The sequence below is a fragment of the Brooklawnia cerclae genome, assembly GCF_011758645.1.
Classification (GTDB): Bacteria; Actinomycetota; Actinomycetes; order Propionibacteriales; family Propionibacteriaceae; genus Brooklawnia; species Brooklawnia cerclae.
Window position 1 is genome coordinate 203,848 of the sequence record NZ_JAAMOZ010000002.1, and the last position, 16,559, is coordinate 220,406.

Annotated in this window: 12 protein-coding genes; 7 read left to right on the plus strand and 5 right to left on the minus strand. The window is 66.2% G+C overall.

Going from position 1 to position 16,559, the window contains the following annotated elements; genetic code table 11:
- The first annotated feature begins 9 nt into the window (after positions 1-9).
- Positions 10-843 carry a sugar phosphate isomerase/epimerase family protein gene (locus FB473_RS14405; RefSeq protein ID WP_167170196.1) on the plus strand — a complete coding sequence of 278 codons (834 nt, stop codon included), beginning with the start codon at positions 10-12 and terminating at the stop codon, positions 841-843.
- A gap of 40 nt (positions 844-883) precedes the next feature.
- Here the strand turns inward: FB473_RS14405 and FB473_RS14410 are convergent, their stop codons facing one another.
- The gene (locus FB473_RS14410; protein WP_167170199.1) at positions 884-1,810 is read right to left on the minus strand and encodes an AraC family transcriptional regulator; all 927 of its coding nucleotides are present in this window, start codon (positions 1,808-1,810) and stop codon (positions 884-886) included.
- Positions 1,811-2,143: 333 nt separating this feature from the next.
- On the opposite strand from FB473_RS14410, the gene bglB reads away from it, so the two are divergent.
- From bglB to FB473_RS14425, 3 genes are all read left to right on the plus strand, one after another.
- Positions 2,144-3,190: a beta-galactosidase BglB gene (bglB, locus tag FB473_RS14415; RefSeq protein WP_208390814.1), complete on the plus strand. Its 1,047-nt coding sequence runs from the start codon at positions 2,144-2,146 to the stop codon at positions 3,188-3,190.
- 73 nt (positions 3,191-3,263) lie between these two features.
- Positions 3,264-3,902, plus strand: coding sequence for an RpiB/LacA/LacB family sugar-phosphate isomerase (locus FB473_RS14420; protein WP_167170206.1), 639 nt, complete (start codon positions 3,264-3,266; stop codon positions 3,900-3,902).
- Between the two features lie 224 nt (positions 3,903-4,126).
- Positions 4,127-5,458, plus strand: coding sequence for an MFS transporter (locus FB473_RS14425; protein WP_167170365.1), 1,332 nt, complete (start codon positions 4,127-4,129; stop codon positions 5,456-5,458).
- Between the two features lie 98 nt (positions 5,459-5,556).
- On the opposite strand, the gene FB473_RS14430 is transcribed toward FB473_RS14425, so the two are convergent.
- The 3 genes from FB473_RS14430 to FB473_RS14440 form a co-directional block, all read right to left on the minus strand.
- Positions 5,557-6,384 carry a MerR family transcriptional regulator gene (locus FB473_RS14430; protein ID WP_167170209.1) on the minus strand — a complete coding sequence of 276 codons (828 nt, stop codon included), beginning with the start codon at positions 6,382-6,384 and terminating at the stop codon, positions 5,557-5,559.
- Between the two features lie 128 nt (positions 6,385-6,512).
- Complete coding sequence (locus FB473_RS14435; protein WP_167170212.1) at positions 6,513-9,911, minus strand: PPi-type phosphoenolpyruvate carboxykinase family protein; 3,399 nt, start codon at positions 9,909-9,911, stop codon at positions 6,513-6,515.
- 120 nt (positions 9,912-10,031) lie between these two features.
- Positions 10,032-11,390, minus strand: a complete 1,359-nt coding sequence (locus FB473_RS14440) for an MFS transporter (protein WP_167170215.1) — start codon at positions 11,388-11,390, stop codon at positions 10,032-10,034.
- 1,042 nt (positions 11,391-12,432) lie between these two features.
- On the opposite strand from FB473_RS14440, the gene FB473_RS18305 reads away from it, so the two are divergent.
- Complete coding sequence (locus tag FB473_RS18305) at positions 12,433-12,564, plus strand: hypothetical protein (protein ID WP_279588668.1); 132 nt, start codon at positions 12,433-12,435, stop codon at positions 12,562-12,564.
- Positions 12,565-12,975: 411 nt separating this feature from the next.
- On the opposite strand, the gene FB473_RS14445 is transcribed toward FB473_RS18305, so the two are convergent.
- Positions 12,976-13,632 carry a TIGR03085 family metal-binding protein gene (locus tag FB473_RS14445; RefSeq protein WP_167170219.1) on the minus strand — a complete coding sequence of 219 codons (657 nt, stop codon included), beginning with the start codon at positions 13,630-13,632 and terminating at the stop codon, positions 12,976-12,978.
- Between the two features lie 225 nt (positions 13,633-13,857).
- On the opposite strand from FB473_RS14445, the gene FB473_RS14450 reads away from it, so the two are divergent.
- Positions 13,858-14,241, plus strand: a complete 384-nt coding sequence (locus tag FB473_RS14450; protein WP_167170222.1) for a DUF6394 family protein — start codon at positions 13,858-13,860, stop codon at positions 14,239-14,241.
- A gap of 12 nt (positions 14,242-14,253) precedes the next feature.
- Complete coding sequence (locus FB473_RS14455) at positions 14,254-16,299, plus strand: potassium channel family protein (RefSeq protein WP_167170225.1); 2,046 nt, start codon at positions 14,254-14,256, stop codon at positions 16,297-16,299.
- The last annotated feature ends 260 nt before the right edge of the window (positions 16,300-16,559 follow it).

A 16,559-nucleotide genomic window follows, 5' to 3' on the forward strand; every position in this document is an offset into this window, starting at 1 on the left:
GGCAGTGCGATGACGATCAATTTCGGGGCCCGTGGCCACGATGTGACGTGGGCGAGGACGCCGGAGGAACTGGCGGACGGGCTGGCAGGTTACGGCGTGCACAATGTGCAGCTGGCGCTCGGCAGATCCTTCCCGGCGCTGAGCGGCGGCGGGCAGGTCAACCCGGGCATGGGTGCCTATTTCCGGCGGGTGATGGCCGACCGTGGCGTCCAGATCGCGGTGATGGGTTGCTACAGCAACATCATCGATCCGGACCCCGAGCGGCGGGCCGGGGTGCTCGCGACGTTCGAGGCGTACCTCCGCAACGCCCGCCATTTCGGCGCTCCGATCGTGGCGACCGAGACGGGGACCGTCAACCGGGAGGGCTTCGCCTACACGACGGCGAACTTCACCGACGACGTGTACGCGGAGACCGCGAGGGTCGTGAGGCGGCTCGTCGAGTACGGCGAGCGCGTCGGCACGATCGTCGGCATCGAGCCGGGGGTCAACCATCCGATCCACGACCTCGATCGTGTCGAGCAGCTTCTCGGCGACGTCGACTCCCCGTTCCTGGGCATCGTCCTCGACCCCACGGCGCTCCTCGACCCTCACGCGCCCACCGATCCGGCCGCCATGACGGACGAGGCGTTCGATCGCTTCGGCGACCGGATCGTCGCCGTCCACGTCGACGACTACCGTCTCGAGGAGGGAAAGGTCGTGCGCTGCGACATCGACGAGGGTGTCCTCCCCGTGGGCAGCATCCTGTCGACCGTCAGCGCACGCAGGCCGCATCTGGTGGTCGTCATGGAGGAGACCACGAACCAGGCCATCGCGAGGGCGGTCGACCGATACGGGAGCCTGTGAGGGTGCCGGAGCTGGCGCACCCGGGGTTTCCGCGTGCGCGTCACCGCGTCGAGGTCTCGTCGGGTCGCGGGGTGCCGGGGTCGGCGTCCGGACCGATATCGGTGAAATGGACGATGTCGGGATTGCGGCTCCGCCGGATGAACTCCTTGGTCGTCATGTCGAACTCCTGTTTGAAGCAGCGCAGGAAGTGCGTATAGGACGAGAACCCGCACATGCGGTAGACGCTCTGGGCGCTCCCGTAGGCGGTGAGAAGGTCCTTGCTGTGCAGGAGCCTCTTCTTGAGGGTGTACTCGTGAAGGTTGAGCCCGGTGCTCTTCTTGAACTCGCGGGACAGGTAGTACTTGTTCACGAAGAACGCCTTGGCGATCGTGTCGAGCGACAGATCGGCGTCCAGGTTGTCGCCCACGTGGTCCATGACCGCGGCGACCAGTGACGACACGGGGCGGTTGTAGGGCACGACGTCCTTGTCGGAGCCGAGGAATGCCTGGTTGAGCAGGATCATGAACTCGATGAAGTGGTTCTCGTAGAGCAGGTCCGAGCCGAAGTCGTCCTCCTGGTGCTCGTCCAGGCGCGTGATCTGTGAGCGGAGCCACGTCGGATCGACGCGGATCACATGGCTCGCGGGCTTGCCGTTCTTGGCGAAGCATGCGTTGAGGTCCGACCTGCCGGTCGAGCGGGCCGCCAGGAACTCCTCTCTCACATGGACATAGGCGCGCTCGTAATAGGCGCTGGATTGTTTGACGATGTTGTGCAGGTCGTTCCTGTGGACGAGCGTCACGGTTCCGGGCTCCGTCGGATATTCATTTCCGCCCAGATGAAAGACGCCGGTCCCTTCGAGAACGCAGTTTATCTCGTGGAAATCGTGATAGTGAAGGCTGGCGTGCTCGACCACGGCATGGTCGACGTGGTAGATCTCGAAGCGGTTGGAGATCAGTGTGTTCACGATCACCGCGCGTCGTTGCATCATGGCACATCCCCTCCGTGGCCTTGCGGGAAAGATAGCACCGCGGCGGGCTCGGGCCCGGCAAGCGTCCCCACGCGCGCGGACGAACCGGCGGACGAGACGAGATTCCTTGTTCGCAAGCACAGATGCTTGGGTACGGCCGGTATGCCTCGTTCGGGCGGTCTGCAAGAGAACATAGCTTCTGGGCAATAGCTGCTAGCTTGCACACCTACTCAGGCCACTCGGCGGTGCGTACGATCATCTCCCGGACAGGCTTCAACGATGATCCCGGGGAGAGGGAATATGCCTCACGAGAACAAGCTCACCAGAGAGCTGATCGAGCGCCGAATCGATGACATGATTTCTGATCTGACGACGATCAGGGACGATTCAGGTGAATTCCTTCTGCGCTTTGATGACATGGTCGTCGACGACAAGAGCTGGGACGTGTGGAATTGGCCCCAGGGCGTCGGCCTGTACGGGATCTACAAGAATTACAGGATCACGAAGAACCCGATGGCACTGAAGGTCGTGCAGGACTGGTTCGACGAGGCCCTGAAAAAGGGCAGCCCGCCCAAGAACGTCAACACGATGGCACCGCTCCTGGCGATGGCATGTCTCTACGAGGAGACGGGGGACTGCCGCTACGTTCCCTACCTCGATCAGTGGGCGAAGTGGGTCATGTACGACATGCCGCGCACCCACGACAACGGCCTGCAACACATCACCTACGCGGGCCCCAACACCCAGCAACTCTGGGACGACACCCTCATGATGACCGTGCTCCCGCTGGCCAAGATCGGCCGGCTGCTCGACCGCCCGGAGTACGTCGAGGAGGCGAAATACCAGTTCCTGGTGCACGCGAACTACCTCATGGACCGCAGGACCGGCCTGTGGTTCCACGGATGGTCCTTCGACAGGCGCGACAACTACGCCGGAGCCCTGTGGGCCCGCGGCAACTGCTGGGTCACCATCGCCATCCCGGAGTTCCTGGACATCAGCCGCCTCAAGGCCGGTGACCCGGTCAGGGACTGGCTGGCGTCGATCCTGTCCGATCAGGTGGCCAAGCTCGCCGAACTCCAGGACGAGTCGGGCATGTGGCACACGCTGCTCGACGACCCGGCGTCGTACGTCGAGTCGTCGGCCACCGCGGGCATCGCGTACGGGCTGCTCAAGTCGGTGCACGAGCGCTACATCGACCCGAAGTACGCCGATGTGGCGCACAAGGCTGTCGCAGCGCTCGCCGAGCGGATCAACGAGTCCGGCGAGGTCCAGGACGTCTCGGTGGGAACCGGTATGGGCGAGGACCTGGACTTCTATCGGCGGATCGACAAGACGGCCATGCCGTACGGCCAGTCGCTCACGGTCCTGTGCTTCACCGAATATCTCCTCTCGTTCTGCTGAGTCGCCGGGAGATCCCTGCTCGTCCACATCCGAAACAGTTCCGGGAAATCGGGACGGAAAGGTTCGATCGATCATGAAGATCGCACTTGTCAATGAGAACTCCCAAGCCGCGAAAAATGCCGTCATCTTCCAGGCGCTGAAGAAGGTCGCGGACGCGAAGGGGCACGAGGCGTTCAACTACGGGATGTACGGGGTCGACGGTGAGAGTCAGCTCACCTACGTCCAGAACGGACTGCTGGCCTCGATCCTGCTCAACTCGAAGGCCGCGGATTTCGTGGTCACCGGTTGCGGCACCGGTGAAGGCGCGATGATCGCCTGCAACAGCTTTCCCGGTGTGGTCTGCGGTCTCGCCGTGGAACCCACCGACGCCTACCTGTTCTCGCAGATCAACGGCGGCAACGCGCTGTCGATCCCGTATGCGAAAGGGTTCGGCTGGGGCGCCGAACTCAACCTCGAGCTGATCTTCGAACGGCTCTTCGCGGAGCCGATCGGCGGCGGTTACCCCAAGGAACGTGCGGTGCCCGAGCAGCGCAACGCCCGCATCCTCTGGGACCTGCGGGCCGCGATCCACAAGCCCCTCATCCAGGTGCTCGCGGAGATCGACCAGGACTTCCTCGCCGAGACCGTCGCCGGCGAGAGGTTCGCGGAGTACTTCGCCGGGAACGCCGAGGCCGGGCCGATCAAGGACTACATCTCGTCCCTGTTCGCCTGAGCGGACGGGCACGTAGCCAGATCTTCGCCGGCGACGAGTACGAGACCAGGCCGTGCCTTCGGGTACGCCGGCTGTGCCCCGCCACGTACGACGGGCCGGCGAAAAACCACCCGGGCCTCCTCCTGGCCGGGTGAGCCACCATCTCAATTCGACACGATCAGAGTTGATCCATTCCGTCAGGAAGATCAGGGTTGATCAATTTCCATTAAGGAATCCACGTGACCATGGAAACACATCAGGTGCCGGACACCTCACCAACCGACCAGAAATCATCGGCACGCAATCTACGACATGCCGCAGCCAGCGGCTGGATCGGAAGCGCGCTCGAATACTACGACTTCACGCTCTATTCCCAAGCCGCTGCGCTGATATTCCCCACCATCTTCTTCCCCTCGACCAACCCGGCCATGGCGATCATCACGTCCCTGGCCACCTACGGTGTCGGTTATGTCGCGCGCCCCATCGGCGCAGTGGTCCTCGGCGGGTTGGGCGACCGCCACGGCCGAAAGCACGTCCTCGTGATCGCCATGCTGCTGATGGGGTTCGCCACCTTCGGTGTCGGCCTCCTGCCGACGTACGGGCAGGTCGGCGTCCTGGCCCCCGTTCTTCTGGTGGTCCTCCGGTTGGTGCAGGGCTTCGCGGTGGCCGGTGAGCTGGGCGGGTCCAACGCACTGGTCGTCGAGCACGCGCCGGACGCGAAACGTGCGTTCTTCGCGAGCTTCAATCTGCAGGGCTCGCAGATCGGCAGCATCCTGGCGATCCTGATCCTGCTCCCGCTGGCGTCCGCGCTTCCCAAAGAGGCATTCGAGAGCTGGGGGTGGCGTGTTCCGTTCCTGCTGAGTGCGATCGTCGTCGTCGCCGGGTACATCATCCGGCGCACCGTCGAGGAACCCGCGGTCTACCTGGAGCAGGCCGCCGAGGCCAAGAAGCACAAGGCCCCGGTGGTGGAGGTCTTCACCCGCTACCCGCGCGTGGTGCTGATCTGCATCGTCTGCACCCTCGCCAACGTCATCGGCACGGCGACTCTGGTCTTCGGCGTCGCCTACGGCAAGCAGGAAAGCTACGGCATCGGGTTCACGACCAGCGAGTTCCTGTGGATCACCCTCATCATCAACGCCGCGTCCGCTGCGACGATCCCGCTGTTCGGCAAGCTCTCCGACAAGTACGGGCGGCGCATCCCGATGATCATCGGGACCCTGGGCGGCGGCATCATGTCCATCCCGTACCTCTACGCCGTCCAGGCGAAGAACTTCTGGCTGGTGCTGGTCTTCGGCTTGCTCGCCATGTCGGTCTTCTTCCAGATGTGGAACGCCACCTTCGCGACGGCCTACCAGGAGCAGTTCCCGGTGCGCCTGCGCGTCACAGGCTTCGCCGTCTCCCAGAACGTCGGCCTGATGCTGGCGGCCTTCGCGCCGAGTGTCTTCAGTGCGATCGCCCCTCCGGGAACGCAGAACATCCCGCTGGAGATCGGCCTCACGACCCTGTGCATCACCGTGGTGGCGGCGGTGGCGGCACTGTTCCTGCGCAACGCCAACGGCAAGAGCCTGGAGGCGTAACCGGGCCGGGAACCCCCGGGCCTTCGCTGGACGAGAACGGGGATCGCGTCGCCGCGACACGCTGGGTGGCGACGCGATCCCGCATTCTCGTCCGACGGTCACCCGACGACGGGGAAGCACACCTCGGTGACCCAGCTGCTCGGATCGGGATTCTGGGCCGGGCCGACTCGGTAGATGTCGAACATCGGCCCGGTGGCCAGGTCGTGCTCGGCGATGTAGGCGCCGATCGCGGCCGTGACACCCGGCATCTGTGAGTAGTCCCCGGTCAGGGTCGCGGTGACGATGTCCTGCGACGGCTGGACGCGGCAGACCAGGGGTGCCACCGGATCAAAGGGTGCCGCCACCTGCACCCAGGCCTCGACATCGACATCGGTGTCACGGTATTCGGTGTCGTGGAAGGTCGCTCCGCAGATTCCCCCGGCGGGAAGCGTGGCGCCGGAGCGTTCCAGCAGAGGCATGATCTCGTTCCAGAGCAGCCCCTCGTCCGCATAACCGGGGAGGGTCTTCCGCAGGGAGGCGACAGTCATCTCGGGAATGGTCATGGTGCGCACATCGGTCATCTCGGGTCTCTCCTTCAAGGTGGAACCAACACGGTCAAGGGCTGCGAGTCGTGCGTGTACCTCGTCGCGGGCCGAGCGCAGTCGCTCCCGCTGGGCCGCGATCGCGGCATCGACCCTTGCTGGATCGTCGATGCCGTCGAGGAGGCCACGTATCGCCTCGACGGGGAACCCGGCATCGCGCAGTTGGACGATCAGATGCGCGTCCACGAGTTGCCGTGCCCGGTAGTAGCGCCGCCCGGTGAACGGGTCGACCTCCGCGGGCTCGAGCAACCCGTGTTCCTGGTAGTGACGCAGCATCCGCACGCTGATCCTCGACAGAGTCGAGAACACACCGATCCGCAGCGGCCCGCCTTCATCGTGATCCATGTCCACACCCAACACCCTCACACGATGGCAGGTTCAAGCTCACATGATGGCAGGTTCAAGCCGAACAGCCGGATGGGCCGTCGCACCCGGGAGTGCGACGGCCCATCCGTCGTGATGGAGACCCAGGATCAGCCGAACCGGACCTGACGTCCGATCGTCCCGACCAGCGAGGCGCGGTAGGCGTCGCTCGACAGCCGTTCGAGCTCGGCGTGAGCCTTCGCGGCGCGATCGGCCAGGTTGAGCCGTCCGATGACCGACTCGTTGCCGGGCTCGGAGGCGAACGCCTGCAGGTGCTCGAGGCCCTGCCGCTGATGCTCCACCTCGGCGGCCTGCTTGGCGTCGAGGCGGGCGGCGTACCAGTCGCTGGCGAGCACGCTCTCGCGGGTGAACAGCTCACGGAACTCGGGCGAGTCGAGCTTCCATCCCTCGGCCGTCTGGCCGTTGGCCATGATCTCCAGCAGCCCCTTGAGCGGGGGCACCGCCAGTTCGATGCCGTTGTCGCGGAAGTACGCCTCGGCCACCCGCTGGTGGGTGGTGACGATGACGTCCATGCTCTCGGCGAAGATCGCCGCGTCCTGCAACTCGGGACGCAGCATCTCGTCGGTGAACACCACGTCGGGATGCAGGAAGATGCGCCCGAAGTAGGTGGTCGCGAAGCGCTCGTTCATGCGGTAGCCGAGCCGCGAGGCCAGGATCGTGCGGTCCTCGTACTCGAAGTCCTCGAGCTTGTCGAGGTAACCGTCACGGATCAGCACGTCGGCGCGGCGCTCGTCCGGCCACATGCGGCTGAAGAGCTCCGGCACCAGCATCGAGATGTCGTGGTCGACCTTTACCTTCGGGCCGATGTAGCCGGCCGAGCTGAGCCAGCCGTCGTACCCGGTGATGGCGTACGACAGGAAGGCCGCGTTGAGGTCGATGATCGGAGGCATCGCGTTGAACGGGCCCTTGGTGAGAGCGCCCTCGCTGCCCGCGCCGGTCGTCGAGGGCGACTTGCCGGTCATCGAGCTGATGAACTCCATGAACAGTTCGGGCAGTTCCATGTAGTGCAGCGGGTTGTACACGCACAGCGGCGGCACACCCTCTTCCTTCGGGTTGTTGCGACGGCCCGCGGCGACGATGTCGACCGACAGGGGTGCGAACTGGGTCGTCGGAAGCTTGCGCACCAGATGGGACGCGAGCTCGGCGGCAGCCGTGGCCTCCGGGTTCGACACATCGGGGCGCACCTGCAGGTAGCGGGGGTTCTTCGAGCGCTTCCCGTTGACCAGACGCGGCTGGTCAGAGGCGATCCAGTACTTGGGCGACTCCTCGTCGTCCTTCCCGGAGACCTGGCTGATCAACTGCTGCATCGGCTCGGTGTACTCGCTGAAGACCTGTGCGTTGCTCTTCAGCTCGCGCGCGTCGGCGTGGGTCAACGGCTCGAAGTTGGAGATGAACGTGCCGGACTGGGCCAGGTCGTGCTCGGTCTGCCTGTCGTAGCCACGGTGGATGGCGTCGTCCGGGCGCTGGAACAGCAACTGCTCGCAGTTGAGGACGAACTTGCGCGGCAGCCCCTCCTGGTTGCCGAAGCCCGCGGGCGCCTGCTCGAACGGGGGACACACCGTGGAGGCCGTGATGTCGTCCTCGGTCTGCACCTTGATCGCCGGGCTGTAGTCCGGACGCAGGCTGAACAGCCGCCAGCTCCCGTCGGGCTGGAACCCGACGCGCAACTGATTGGCGATGACCTTGTCGCCGTCGAGCCGCAACGCGTTGCCGGGCCGGCCGTTCATGATGCCGACGCTGAAGTGGCTGCGCCAGTCGGTGCCCCACTCCGGCTTGTAGTAGCGCTTGACGGTGAACAGGAGTTCCTTGACGTGCGCCGGGATCGAGCGCAGGAAGTGGTTGTAGTCGTCGGTGTACTCGCTACGCGGCGTGAGCAGCTTGATGACCGAACCGAGGCTGCGCTTGTCCGACAGGATCGGGCGGCGGTCCTTGCCCACCCGCTCAGGGTCGCTGAAACGATCGGAGAAGTCGGAGTCCAGCAGGCGCTGCACCTGGCGCATGTCGTCCTCGAAGTCGGCCGCGTAGGCGTTGCCGAAGACGAACGCGTCGCTGATCGACTTGCTGATCTCGCTCTTGCCGCCGCCCGACACCGTCGAGGGCTTGTGGCACTCGGTCGAGATCGGCGACACCCCGACCAGGTGCCACTGCGTCTCGTCCATCTCGCGATGCTTGGCGAAGATGCGGTAGCCGTTCGGGGTGATGTACACCTTCCCGGCGAGCAGCTTGACCTGGCTCGTGCCCGCGTCGGACGCCCAGGTGACCGTCTGGTCGCGCATGCTGTAGGTGGCGCCGCCCGGCACGAGGACGATGTGCGGCTGCTGCAGGTCGAGCGCATGGCCCTCCGGCTGCAGTTGGAAGCGCTCCGGCTCGCGGGCGATCACGTCGGCCAGCGTGTAGTCGGCCGGCGTGTACCCGTCGGTGAACTCGTTGCCGAGGTTGTACGCGGGGAAGACGAGGGCGCCACCCGAGTGCTCCTCCTCGGCGCAGCCCAGCAGGTTGGCCGCGTAGGACAGCTGGGTCTTGACCTCTTTCTTGCAGTAGCCGAAGTAGTTGTCGGCGATCACGGTGACCATGACGCCACGCTCGTCGCGTGCGCAGACCTTGAAGGCCTGGCCGCCGTTGTAGAGGTCGTCCTCGTTCTTCCAACACTGGCCGTCGCGGCGCTGGCGCTCCGTGGCGTCGTCCCAGTGCGGCATGCCGAGGCTCTTCTTGGTCACCTTGGTGAGGTGCGGGGCCAGGATGACACAGCCGGTGTGCCCCGACCAGCCGGTGGGATCGAGAGCGGCGTCGTTCTCGGGCAGCTGCGGGTCGCCCGCGTTGCCGAAGATGCCTTCGACGAAGTCGAGGTTGCAGACCAGGCCGCCGGGGACGATGAAGCGCGTCTCCATCGTCTTGCGGACGCTGCCACCGGGAACCTCCGGGACGACGAGCGGGCGCATGAGCAGCGAGACGAAGCACGCGGCCGGCTCGGCCTGGCCGGCGGTGTAGGGCAGCACCATGTCCTCGCGCGGGGGCTGGAAGGCGAGTTCCAGCAACTGGGCGAAGACATCACGGGTCACGACGATCTTGTCGTCCGGGATGGGCAGGCCGCCCTCGGCCACGTGGAAGACGCCGGCCGTGGTGCGGCGGTCGTTCGCGGGATTGTGCAGCACGCCGTTGGTGAGCCGGTAGCTCGACAACAGCGCGGAGTGGAACTCGTCGCCGTCCGCCGGCAGGCTGAGCCCACGGGCGAGCCCCGCATGATCGAGGATCAGGGTCTGCTTGGGGAGTTGCGGCCGCGCAACTGCACCCTCGAGGTAATCGTCCAGGAAGTCCTGGATGCGCTGGTCCGCAGGGCTGAGCCGATCTGACAGGCGGCGAGAAAGTTCGCGCTGGCGGGCGAGCAGGGGCTCAACGAGGCCGATCCCGCTCTCCGTCTCGGCTGGTCTCGGCAGCTCGAGGAGAGCCAGCCGCAGGTTGATAGCCGCATTCAAGGTGTCCGAAGCCATGGCGCCAGTCTCCCAGAATGGTTTTTCGAGCGGGAGGGCGGACCAGAACGTGGAGCAACAAAGTCTTTGTGTTGCCATATGTTGCCAAAGTGTCGGCATGGCTGCCGCATCCGGGTACGATCAGCGGCCCGAAGCCTGCGGGTCGCCTCCGTGCTGGTCGCGCCAACGCTGCCGCTCGCGGGCGATCACGTCCCGCCAGGGCAGGAACACCGTGCCGTTCGTCCGGGTGTCCAGCCTGCGGGCCCGGCCCCGTGCACGGAGGAAAGCGGCCAGCCCGAGCCCCTGCATGACGAACTGGGTGGACATCGCGATGCGGAAGTCGGTGCGGGTGTAGCCGCCGCCCAGAAGGTCGAGCGTGAGGCCGATCATCCACGTGGTGACCAGGCACGAGATGAATCCCCCCATGACGACCACGCCGGTGGCCGTGCCCGTGTGGGCCTTCCGGTTGGCCGTGCGGGCGATGTCGTAGCTGACGTTGCCCCCCGGCTCCGCGGCGCCCGAGCCGAGGCACATCAGCGCCAGCAGCCAGTAGGGCGCCTGCCCGGGCCAGGCGAGGACGGCGACCCACGGCGCGGCCCCGAGCACGAAGCCGATCAGCACCAGGGTGCTGCGGCGCAGGGGGTGGCGTCCGGTCATGTAGCCCTGCACCAGGCCTGACGCGGCGCTCGCAGCCCAGCGCCAGACGAACAGCGAGCCGGCCTGCGCCGGGGTGTAGCCCTCGCCCTGCACGAGGAAGGGCTGCCCCCACATCATGATCAGGTTCATCGACCACGAGGACGCCACCCAGTGCCCGAAGAACGCGGTCTGGGTGCCGGGCTGGCGCAGCACCTCGAACAGTTGCCCGCGGGTCCCGCCGCCGGGACGCGGTCCCGTCGTGACGACGGCGCCGGCAGGGGCGTTGCGGATGCACAGGAACGCCAGACAGGCCGCCAGCAGGCCGACGGCGGCGGCACCCAGGAGGCCCGTCGTCCAGCCGTCGGTGTGGACGAGCGCGGCGAACGGGAAGGCGCTGAGGAGTTGGCCGGTGGCTCCGAGGATCGCCGTCATCTGCGTCGCCAGCGGCACCCACCGGGCGGAGAACCACTGGGGCAGGAGCCGGCTCGTCGGGGTCCAGGTGAAGGAGTCGCCGAGGGCGACCAGTGCGCGTCCCGCGATGGCCACGGGGACGGAGTCGGTGAACGCGAGGATCACCTGCCCGGACATCATCACCAGCGCCCCGGTCGTGATCACGGCCCGGGATCCGAAGCGGTCGGCGAGCAGTCCGGCAGGTACCTGCCCGAGGGCGTAGACGAGCAGTTGGAGGACCACGAACATGCTGACGACGCTGGCGCCGGCGGAGAACCGTTGCGCCGCCTCCAGCCCGACCACGCCGAACGAGGTGCGCTGCAACACGGCCACCGTGTAGGCGAACAGCGCTGCCAGATACACCACGGCCGTCCGTGTGGGATTGATCCCATAGGGTTTGGACGCCGTGCTCACGCACGAAGTCTCTCACGGGGGACGCCGCCGGGGAGACGGGTGAGGTCACCTGACGGACGCGGTCGAGCCGGGTACGGACGCGGTGGCGCGGCGACGCGCGCGATGGCAGTGCGCCTGGTCGGTCGTGGGACCGCGGTTGCGCCGCGGATCGCCCCCGGAAAGGGTTGGGCCCCGGTTTGTCTGCAGACAACTGGGGCCCGAGGTGGGCCGAAGATGGTGTGACGCTTCCGGCCACCATGAACACATCGGAAGGTCCCGCCGGCCCGTCACCTTACCGGCGTGGTGAGGTTCATCCCCCGCCCGTGAGCCCTCCCCAATGTTCATCGACGCTCTTCGCATCGTGTGCCATATTCTTAGTTCACCTTGAGCCGATGAACAACTCGGTACGAGAAACTACGTCGACGTAATTTGGTCCCGCACAGCTCGGTCCACAGCCCCCACGGTGGAAGTGCACAGGCTCGGGTGACTTCTCCCCAGGGTTGTCCACACCGTCTGTGGACAACCCTGGGGCTCTCGTGCCCGCCGTGAACCCTGATCTCCGCGCGCCGATCGTCTGGATGATCGGAAAGTCCGGGCCGCGCAGCCGCAACAGCAGATATGTCGATGACTAGGTAAGACAACTGTTTCGTTTAGTGAGGACAACTCAGTTGCGTAAATGCTCGGGATTCGGAATGCCTGTGGATACCTTCGTGTTGTCCGAAGCGACAAGACCAGATACAACGCAGGAGGTGCCCAGGATGATCAAGTTCTTCCAGGACCTGATGGATCGCTACTTCGACAGCGTCACCGAGTTGACCGAGTACCAGGAGCGCCTGAAGCGGCAGACCGCGGCGCGCTGAGGCCGCACCAGGCGTCCCACGAAAGCCCCTGAGAGGAAGCCGACAATGTTCAAGACAATCGACCACGTCAGCGACCGGTACTTCGAGCCGCCGGCCGGACAGCCGGAAGTGGCGGTGTTCCGGTTCCTGAGCCGCTTGTTCGCTCACCAGCGCTGACACGACTCGTCCACACCAAACCGAACGGCATCAGAAGGAGTGACATCATGTACGGACTTGTGAAGCTGATGGGAGCTCGTTACCGCGAAGCGGCACGCGAACTGGCGGCGCACCTGAACGACGCCCATTCGAACGACCCTCTCATGTACGACGCCCGGCCGGACAGCTTCGTCGGCTGACACCCGGTCGGACGGAGCATCCCGAACACAACACAATCCCCGCCGGAGGGTTTCCGGTACCATCGAGGGCCTCATCCCACAGCGACGTGGTGATGGGCCGTTTTCATGTTCGGGCCGCGACGTCGTTGCCGATTCGGGCGGCGCGATCGGCCCCGGGCCTAGGGAAACGCTGATCAACGATCCCTGAGCCTGTCGAAGGTCCCTGAGCCTGTCGAAGGGTCGTGGAACTTGCTCAACGGTCCCTGAGCCCGTCGAAGGTCCCTGGAACTTGCTCAACGGTCCCTGAGCCTGTCGAAGGGTCGTGGAGCTTGATCAACGGTTCCCTGAGCCTGTCGAAGGGTCGTTGAACTGCCGTCCGGCAACGGGCTTCGACAGGCTCAGCCAGCGTTGCCCGCATTGATCAGCGGTTCCCTAGATTCCCAGGGACATGCCGCGCAGGGCTTCGACAGCCTCGGGGCGACCGTCGAGAGTGACGTGCGCGGCGTCTGACCGACCGTACAGCCACAGCACCAACTCGCCGGCCTCGCCGCGCAACGTCACGGGCGAGGGGCCAGTCGAGACGGCGTAGACCTCGTCGGTGCGCACGCCGTCGCGAATCCGCTCCAGCACCACCCCGGTGGGACTGCGGCGCAGACGGAGGCGGGCCATCGACACCGCCTGATGCCACAGCCAGTCGTCGCGGTCGGGCGCGATGATGCGGGGCTGGACGACGTGCCCGCCGCCGCGGCGCAGGTCCTCGTGGTGGACGAAGAACTCGAGCGCGTTGACCCGCTCGTCCACCCACGGCCACGACATCGGGTTGAACCGGCCCGGGCCGCGGCGCACGAGCGCCACCAGGTCGTCGAAGGGCACGTCGGCGAGCAACTGGTCCATCCTCCTGTCGAGGCGTCCGGACAGCGGCTTCACGACGATGCCGATGCCCGCCACGGGGTCGGTCTCGCGCACGTGGAGGTGCGCGGTGAGGCGCTGGGCGTCCCATCCCTCGCACAGGGTCGGCGCGCTGGGGCCGAGTGTGGTCAGCAGGTCGCACAGTTCCCGGCGTTCGTCCCGGGCGATCCCCAAGCTCATGGGTCAAACCTAGGCGGTATCCGGGCCCCGTGCGTGCGAGCGGTGCGCCCCGCCGTGACAGATGTCCTTCAAACTCGGCCCCTGCGACACACCCAACCTCTGTGACTACCTGGTTTGCGGAACCGGCGAAAGACTCGCACGAATTCGAAGGAACTTTGTCACGCCCCGGGCCCGCACCGTCCTAGGCTGAGGCCGATTGCCGCTTCGGGAGGAGAACAGGTCACCATGAATCTGGAGAAAGTCGTCTTCGGCTTCTTCATCACGCTCGCAGCGGCGCTGAACTTCGGGTTCTGGACCGGCGAGATCGACAACGTGGCCGTCCACAACGGCGCCGAGCTGGCAGCGGCCCTGGTTGCGAGCCTGATCGCCACGGTGCTGAAGTTCGGCGACCGGACGCAGCTGGGCGCGGTGCACCTGGCCACGAGCCTGGTCGCCGACCTGAACCTCATCGTCGCCGCCGTGATGTGGGTGTGGGCGACCCAGGCGAGCTCCTCGGGCATGACGCCCGGCCACATGTCGGTGATCGTCTCGATGTCGGCCGGCGCCCTGCTCGCCAACGTCGTGTCCGTGGTGCTCATGGTCAGTGAGATCGTGCAGGCCCGCCGATAGGCGGTCGTCACCATGTCCCGTGAACACCAGCCGGTCTTCGGCGATGTCTTCTACCTCATCCTGAGGCGGATGCGGTTCCCCCTGCTCCTCGTCATCGGCGTCTACGCGTTCTGCGCCACCGGCCTGTCACTGATCCCCGGGACCGACGCCAACGGCGACCCCACCGACCCCATGACCCTGTTCGAGGCGTTCTACGTCGTCAGCTACACCGCGACGACCATCGGCTTCGGCGAGGTGCCGGGCCCCTACAACACGGCCCAGCGGCTGTGGATGACGATGACGATGTATGTGTCGGTCGCCAGCTGGACGTACTCGCTCTTCGCGATCATCGCGCTTCTGCAGGACCGCGCCTTCCAGAACGCCGTGCGGATGGCCCGGTTCAGCCAACGCGTCCAGCAGCTGAGGGAGCCGTTCTACATCGTCTGCGGCACCGGGGAGACCGGGACGCTCGTCTGCCACGGGCTCGACCACCTGGGGCTGCGGTTCGTCGCCATCGAACTGGATGCCACGCGCGTGCAGAACTTCCGGATGGACGAGTTCGCCATCGATCCGCTCGTGGTCGGAGCGGACGCCAGCGAGCCGAGGATCCTGCGGGACGCCGGGTTGTGCAGCCGGTTCTGCCGGGGGGTGGTCGCGCTCACGGACGACGACGCCACCAACCAGGCGATTGCCGTGACCGTGAGGCTGCTCGCCCCGCGGGTCCCGGTGCTGGCCCGGATCCGCAACGCGGAGACCGAGACACATATCGGTGTGTTCGGTGGCGATGTCGTGATCAATCCGTTCGAGCGGTTCGCCGAGCATCTGGCCGGGGCGATCGCCGCCCCGGATCGTTACCGGCTGCGTGAACTCCTGACCGGGCTCCCGGGCGAGCCCCTCGCGGCCATCGAGCGTCCCCCGGCCGGCCATTGGGTCATGTGCGGATACGGCCGGTTCGGCCATGCGGTGACCCAGGAACTGCGGGCGGCGGGCATGGACATCGCGATCATCGATCAGTTGCACTACGAAGAGGGCGGCGTCGACGTCAACGGGACGGGGACCAACAGCGAGGATCTGCTCGCGGCCGGGTTGGACAGGGCTGTCGGACTGGTGACGGGTAACTCGTCGGACACCAAGAACCTGGCCATCGCGGTGACCGCGCGGGCGCTCAGGCACGACCTCTACGTGATCAACCGGCAGAACCAGCTGGTCAACACGCCGCTGTTCGAGGCCTTCCACCAGAACCTGCTGATGGTGCCCAGCCGGATCGTCGCCCAGGAGTTCCTCGCGCGCATCACCACGCCGATGCTGAACCGATTCCTGAAGCTGATTCCGCAGCATTCCGAGGCCGACTGCACCCGTATCTACGACAGGCTGGCCCAGCTGAACCCGGGGTGTCATCCCGAGCTGTGGGATCTCGGGATCGTCTCCGAGCACGCCCCGGCCGTCACCGATCTGGTCGTCCGCGGCGGCAGGTTCACCGTCGGCCACCTGCGCGCCGATCCGTTCGACCGCGGTCGCCGCCTGTCGGTGCTGGTGTTGTTCATCCGGCGGGGCAACCGCAACATCCAGTTGCCGAGCGACGAGTTCGTCCTGAAGGAGGACGATCGCGTCCTGCTCGCCGGCTCGCCCGAGGCCAAGCGCCGGCTCGATCTGACGCTTTCCAACGTGAACCACTTGGCCTACGTCATGACCGGGCAGGAGTCCAACGGGGGATATCTGTGGAGGGTGCTCGGCCGACGTCGGCGGGCGAATCCTGTCACGCCGTTGCCGAGCCCCGAAGCGCGGCATGGGGACGAGGCTGGTCCCGACGGTTGGGGCGTCGACGGCGACGTCGGGGGCACGACGGAGTCGCTCGACTGGGAGGACTGCAAACCGAAGAAGCCCGTCAAGAAGAAGCCCGCCGTCCCCCCGGAGGTGGCCGTTCCGGACGCGGCCGTGGACGCGGGGCCCCAGCAGCGGATGCTCACGGGGAAGCCGTCGCCGCGTGAACTCGGCCCGGGTGGCCCGGGCGAGCGGCGGCCGGACGACGACCCGTGCGATGAACCGGACGCGACCCCCGGGTCCTGGAGCGGAAGCTGAGTCCCGGGATCGAGGAACGGTCGGTCACCGGCGCAGCGCCTCGACGAGCCGTTCACGATCCGGGCTGGCACCTCGGCCGGTGCTGGCCCTGATCACCAGGCCCCATGTCGTCGGTGCCCGTGTCTAGGGAACCGCTGATCAATGCGGGCAACGCCGGCTGAGTCCGTCGAAGCCCGCTGCGGACGGCAGTTCCGCGACCCTTCGACAGGCTCAGGGATCGTTGACGGGCTCAGGGATCGTTGAGCAAGTTCCGCGACCCT

Excerpts from the sequence above, each read along its gene's own strand:
- FB473_RS14405 (WP_167170196.1), top strand. The coding sequence starts at position 10 with ATGACGATCAATTTCGGGGCCCGTGGCCACGATGTGACGTGGGCGAGG.
- FB473_RS14410 (WP_167170199.1), bottom strand. The coding sequence starts at position 1,810 with ATGATGCAACGACGCGCGGTGATCGTGAACACACTGATCTCCAACCGC.
- bglB (WP_208390814.1), top strand. The coding sequence starts at position 2,144 with ATGATTTCTGATCTGACGACGATCAGGGACGATTCAGGTGAATTCCTT.
- FB473_RS14420 (WP_167170206.1), top strand. The coding sequence starts at position 3,264 with ATGAAGATCGCACTTGTCAATGAGAACTCCCAAGCCGCGAAAAATGCC.
- FB473_RS14425 (WP_167170365.1), top strand. The coding sequence starts at position 4,127 with ATGGAAACACATCAGGTGCCGGACACCTCACCAACCGACCAGAAATCA.
- FB473_RS14430 (WP_167170209.1), bottom strand. The coding sequence starts at position 6,384 with ATGGATCACGATGAAGGCGGGCCGCTGCGGATCGGTGTGTTCTCGACT.
- FB473_RS14435 (WP_167170212.1), bottom strand. The coding sequence starts at position 9,911 with ATGGCTTCGGACACCTTGAATGCGGCTATCAACCTGCGGCTGGCTCTC.
- FB473_RS18305 (WP_279588668.1), top strand. The coding sequence starts at position 12,433 with ATGTACGGACTTGTGAAGCTGATGGGAGCTCGTTACCGCGAAGCGGCA.
- FB473_RS14445 (WP_167170219.1), bottom strand. The coding sequence starts at position 13,632 with ATGAGCTTGGGGATCGCCCGGGACGAACGCCGGGAACTGTGCGACCTG.
- FB473_RS14450 (WP_167170222.1), top strand. The coding sequence starts at position 13,858 with ATGAATCTGGAGAAAGTCGTCTTCGGCTTCTTCATCACGCTCGCAGCG.
- FB473_RS14455 (WP_167170225.1), top strand. The coding sequence starts at position 14,254 with ATGTCCCGTGAACACCAGCCGGTCTTCGGCGATGTCTTCTACCTCATC.